The sequence below is a fragment of the Haemophilus parahaemolyticus genome, assembly GCF_018373095.1.
Classification (GTDB): domain Bacteria; phylum Pseudomonadota; class Gammaproteobacteria; order Enterobacterales; family Pasteurellaceae; genus Haemophilus_A; species Haemophilus_A parahaemolyticus_A.
The window spans coordinates 1-5667 of sequence record NZ_JAHAHT010000109.1 but is presented as its reverse complement, the minus strand read 5'-3'; the positions used below and the strand labels follow the sequence as shown (position 1 = coordinate 5667).

Annotated in this window: 4 protein-coding genes and 1 pseudogene; 1 reads left to right on the top strand and 4 read right to left on the bottom strand. The window is 40.7% G+C overall.

Annotated features, from left to right (window positions below; translation table 11 throughout):
- Positions 1 to 100: 100 nt before the first annotated feature.
- The 4 genes and pseudogenes from KH943_RS08980 to malE all read right to left on the bottom strand — a co-directional run.
- A pseudogene (locus tag KH943_RS08980) lies at positions 101 to 823 on the bottom strand (4-alpha-glucanotransferase); the annotation flags it as partial.
- A 133-nt stretch (positions 824 to 956) separates the two neighbouring features.
- Positions 957 to 1847 carry a maltose ABC transporter permease MalG gene (gene malG / locus KH943_RS08975; RefSeq protein WP_040216471.1) on the bottom strand — a complete coding sequence of 297 codons (891 nt, stop codon included), beginning with the start codon at positions 1845 to 1847 and terminating at the stop codon, positions 957 to 959.
- A gap of 109 nt (positions 1848 to 1956) precedes the next feature.
- Positions 1957 to 3507, bottom strand: a complete 1551-nt coding sequence (gene malF / locus KH943_RS08970; protein WP_304110159.1) for a maltose ABC transporter permease MalF — start codon at positions 3505 to 3507, stop codon at positions 1957 to 1959.
- Between the two features lie 177 nt (positions 3508 to 3684).
- Positions 3685 to 4869, bottom strand: a complete 1185-nt coding sequence (malE, locus tag KH943_RS08965) for a maltose/maltodextrin ABC transporter substrate-binding protein MalE (protein ID WP_304110155.1) — start codon at positions 4867 to 4869, stop codon at positions 3685 to 3687.
- A gap of 349 nt (positions 4870 to 5218) precedes the next feature.
- Here malE and KH943_RS08960 point away from each other — a divergent pair.
- On the top strand, positions 5219 to 5667 hold a 449-nt coding region (locus KH943_RS08960; protein WP_304110152.1), incomplete at its 3' end, for an ATP-binding cassette domain-containing protein.

The window sequence follows — 5667 nt, the reverse complement described above, 5'->3', positions numbered from 1 at the left end:
GTACATAAGAAGATGTAATACCTTGGCGCACCATGTCCGTAGCACTTATAGTGGGACCGGCATAGATATAGCTTTGCTTCTTATTTTTACCTCCTCGCTAATCTTTAGCACGCTGTTCGGCTAATTGGCGTTGTGTTTCAGCGTCATTAAACCACGCTTGTGCCTCTTGAGATTGCTGGAATGCATCAATCGCATTCACATCAATATAGATGATATTCATCCATAAACGTGAAGATGGGCTGTAAGGGCTTGCCCCTTCTGCATTCGCTGGGAAAAGTGCGTGAATTGGATTAAGACCGATAAAATCGCCACCTTTTTCAGCTACTTTGGTTAAGAATACTTTGAGATCACTGAAATCGCCAATTCCCCAGTTTTGCTCTGAACGTAAGGTGTAAAGCTGTAAAATTGCTCCCCATAATTTTTGATGAGCTTGCAACTCTTTGGGTTGGAACGCGGTTTCTGGTGTTACAATTACACGGCAATGATACGCTGCTTTTGCGGTGTGAAGAGAAAGCTCGTGATAGCCTAGAGGTAAATTACTCGGCAAGTTAATCGCATTACGTTTTACTTTACCCGCAAGCACCTCGCCATTTTCAAGCGTAAGTTGCCAGTGAGCCTGCAAGTCTTGATTGCTGTTTGCAATATGTAGTGGAATATAGACCGCTTGTCCTGCCTTTACCACTTTAACAAGTGGTAGAATTTGGCGACTTTTTGGCGAGCCAAGGCGTTTCGCGATTTTTTGGTAAACTTCCGAGCTTGCATAACGACGGCGACCATATTCATCGAAGAAATAAGTGTTTAAATAGGGGTGAGTTTGTTTCATTTGCTTTTCCTAAATATAAATATATCGTACCGTAGGGTGTGTGAAACGAAGCTTCACACACGCAAGCGGTTTATTTTTCATAAAAATTGACAAAGCGTGCGTGGATTTTTCAAATCCACGCACGCCACGTTTTCTATCCTTTTACCCCACCAGCTGTGAGACCGCCAACTAACCAACGTTGTGCCAAAATAAACACAAGGGTAATTGGAATCGCTGAAAGGATTGCCGCTGCTGCGAAGTCGCCCCAGAGGTAATTTTGTGGGTGAAGATATTGTTGCATTCCCACTGCTAAAGTGTAGTTGTCTACATCACGTAATAAGAGGGAGGCAACAGGGACTTCAATGATAGAGGAAATAAATGCGAGAATAAATACTACCGCTAAAATTGGCACAGAAAGTGGCAATAAAATCAAGCGGAAAGTTTGCCACGGGGTTGCACCATCAAGAGCCGCGGCTTCTTCCAATGATTTATCAATGGTTTCAAAGTAGCCTTTGATTGTCCAAACATGCATTGCGATCCCGCCAAGGTAAGCAAAAATCACGCCGCCGTGGGTATTCAAGCCTAAAAATGGAATGTAGTCGCTCAAGCGATCAAATAAAGCATACAACGCCACAAGAGAAAGCACTGCAGGGAACATTTGGAAAATCAGCATTGATTTTAAAAGTAGGCTTTTTCCCACAAAGCGTAAGCGTGCAAAGGCATAAGCTGCAGTAGTGGAAAGCATGAGTGTAATAATTGCGGTAATGCCCGCGACTTTCACAGAGTTCCAAAGCCAAAGTAAAACTGGGAATGGTGGTGGTGTTACCGTACCATCAGCATGCGTTACACTAAAACCAAGTGCTAATTTCCAGTGTTCGAGCGAGATTTCACTTGGGATCAGCTCACCTAAAGCCAAGTTTCCTGGGCGAAGCGAGATACCGATGATCATAAACATCGGGAATAAAATTAAAGCACAAAAGCCGATTAAAAACAGATGCGTTGAAAATAAACGCAGTTTCATTGATTTAGGTTGGACAATAGCCATAGGTTGTATCCTTTTGTATTTTCCTTAGAACCTTTGTAGGGACAAGCTTTATGCCTGTCCTTGGCAATTTGGGACAGGGATAACCCCTGCCCCTACGAGAGTAAAAGCATTAATCCTGAGAAAGTTTTGTCATTCTAATTTGGAACAACGCTAATCCGCTCACGAGTAAGAAGATAATTACAGCAATCGCAGCTGCTAACCCAAAGTCTTGTGTACCGCTGCCTTCAAAAGCGATGCGATATGTATAGCTTACTAACAAATCTGTGTGACCTGCTGGTGTTGTTGTTCCCACCATATTTGGTCCGCCGTTGGTTAATAATTGAATTAACACAAAGTTGTTGAAGTTAAAGGCAAAACTTGCAATCAAAAGTGGCATTAATGGTTTTACCAACAACGGCATCGTAATGCGGGTAAAGTTTTGCCATACGCTTGCCCCATCAATTGCTGAAGCCTCATATAAGTCTTGAGGTATTGCTTTTAATAAGCCCATACACACGATCATAATGTATGGATAGCCTAGCCAAGTATTTACAATTAACAACATCGTTTTGGCTAAGAATGGATTGTTAAACCACTCTGGACGAATACCGAATAGGTTATTCAGAATTAAGTTGATTTCCCCGAAACTTTGATTAAATAGCCCTTTAAAAATCAAAATTGAAATGAATCCAGGTACGGCATATGGCAAAATGAGCAGTAAGCGATAAACCGATTTGCCGCGTAATGCTTCCCATTGAACAAGTGAGGCAAATACCATACCAATGATCGTAGTGAATACTACAGTTAAGAGGGCAAAAACTACCGTCCACACGAAAATTTTAAGGAAAGGTTCTTGTACGCCTTCATCGGTTAAAATTTTCACAAAGTTTTTCCAGCCCACACCCACGGTATAACCAGGTTCTAAACGCTCGCCAACAAAATTGCCTTGATTATCGATTTCTTGAAAGAAACCAATCGCATCATTCGCACGATAAACTTTGCCTGTTTCTACGTTAGTTAAGTCTTGTAAGCTGTCTTCATAGCGATAACGTGGTTTTTGCTCAGCAAACTGGCGTAAAGAACTCATACTCAAACGTTCTTCCGTGGGCAATACTACTTGAAGGCTTTGTAATACTTGACGATTTTGCGTAATTACTTTCAGTGGTGCAACTTTGGCTTCAGGCAGTTGTTCCACTTCTTTTACCGTCACTTCACCTTCATTACTGCCTAATACAAGCGGTTCAGAAAGATAATTTTTTTGCGAAGTTTTGTTCGTTAGGGCAATTTGGTATTGGTTCTCGCCATTTTCCAATAATTTAAAATCTAAACGATCACCTGCGGCATAGGTTTGGCTTTGGAGCTGTTTTAATACCTGCTCATAGCTCAGCTGATTCGAGCCACTGTAGTTTGTAAAAGCAATTACCACCGTACAAAGCAGTGGAAACAGTACGAAAATTCCCATTGCAGCAACGCCTGGATAAACATAACGCCAGCGATAGGTAGCTTGATTACTAAAGATGTAAATTCCTGAAGTGACCACAACTAACACGAGCAGTGCGAACAGAATTTCACCTTGTAGATAGATAGTAAAAACAAGATAAAACGCAATGAGATAAAGCAAGCCTGAAAAGATGCGTTTAACCCAAAGTTGAGAAGGAGTGAGTGGTTTGGTATTTAGCATAAAGATCCCCAAATGTTTGAGAAAATGCAAGAATTTAGAAAAATAACCGCTTTCGCAAAAGTCTATGAAAATGCAATATTCATAGAAAAGAAATGATTTTTTTGTAGCAATAGTGTTGTTGCTTTAGTGTAGGGGCACGTGTAACACGCCCCTACACTTACTTCGACGATATAATAACTACTCTTTTTCAATCTTCGCTTGTGCTTCATCAAGCGCAGCTTTTACAGATTGACGACCAGAAGTTGCATTCACAATAGCTGCTTTTTCTGAATACCAGAAACGACTCATTTGAGGGATATTTGGCATTATCTCTCCATTTTCTGCATTTTTCATTGTTGCTGCGATGCGTGGATCTGAGGCTAATTTTGCTTGGTAAGATTTTAATGCTACCGCACCTAATGGTGCATCTTTGTTCATTGTATCTAAACCTTCATCGGTTAATAGATAGTTTTCTAAGAACTCTTTTGCTAAGTCTTGATTCGGGCTAGACGCATTTACTGCCGCACTTAATACGCCAACGAATGGTTTAGATGCTTTACCGTTTAACGTTGGAAGCACCGCTACACCATAGTTGATACCGCTTTTCTCAATGTTTGCCCAAGACCAAGGACCGTTAATGGTTAATGCGGTATTACCTTTGTTGAATGAAGCTTCAGAAACAGAGTAATCAGCATCAGCATTGATTACTTTTTTCTTCACAAGATCGACCACGAATTGTAAGCCTTTTTGCGCTGCTTCGTTGTTCACACCTACATTTTTCACGTCATAGCCGTTTTGGGTAACTTTAAAGGCATAAGCCCCTTGTGAAGAAGACACTGGCCAGGTAAAGTACGGTTCTTGTAAGTTCCACATAATCGCATTTTTACCTTTTGCACGAAGTGCTTTGTCTAAGCCTTCGATCTCTTCCCACGTTTTTGGTGGGTTCGGCACTAAGTCTTTGTTATAGATTAAAGAGAGTGATTCAATCGCAATAGGGTAAGCAATTTGTTTGCCGTTATATTTATTTGCATTCCAACCGATGTCAGAAATTTTCGTTTTAAATTCTGCACTTGGTTGCACCTCTGCAATTAAACCTGCTTGTGCGTAGCCACCAAAGCGGTCATGAGCGAAAATGATGATATCTGGACCATCCCCAGTTGAAGCAACTTGTGGGAATAATTCCTCCAATTTACCTGGATGCTCAACGGTCACTTTCACGCCCGCATCTTTCTCGAATTTTTTCCCTACTTCAGCTAAGCCGTTGTAGCCTTTATCCGCACTAATCCAAATGTTTAATTGTCCTTCTACGATTTTTGCTTGCACACCTTGCATTGCAAATAATCCAGCACAAACAACAAGTGCAGTTTTAGTTAATTTTTTCATAGGATGTTCCTCATCGAGTTGATATTCACATCTAAGCAGTTCAGCATTTCCATACTTAAAAGGCTTAGTTCTGTGTTGTGCATAATGCAAAAATGGCGTGTTGTTTTCCTCCTCCCCCCTTCTCATCCCCCTTGGTGAAATTAGTGATCTATGTCACAAAATTAACCGCATCTCTCCTGTTTTGTGATCGTGATCACGTTTTTTTATGCAAATTTTGTGATCTGGCTCACAAAAATTTACCTAAAAAATATATCTTCACATTTGTAAAAAATGATCAAAAGTATGATGTGTAACTCGTCAGAATCCGTAAACTGTTATCAAGTTTGAATGACCCAATGAGGATACCAAAATGACCGATGTTCGATTAGTCAATGTATGTAAATCTTACGGTAACGTACATATTTCAAAAAATGTGAATTTAGACATTAAAAATGGTGAATTTGTTGTTTTCGTTGGTCCTTCAGGTTGCGGTAAATCGACCTTACTTCGAATGATTGCAGGTTTAGACGAAATTACCTCTGGTGATTTATTTATTGGCGATAAGCGAATGAATGATGTGCCACCAGCAAATCGCAATATCGGGATGGTATTCCAATCTTATGCCCTTTATCCGCACTTAACGATTGCGGAAAATATGTCGTTCGGCTTGAAATTAGCAGGGGCAAAAAAAGAGGAAATTGAGCAACGCGTAAACCAAGTAGCAGAAATTCTACAACTTGCTCACCTTTTAACCCGCAAACCGAAAGAGCTTTCAGGTGGTCAGCGTCAGCGTGTCGCAATTGGACGTACGTTAGTTTC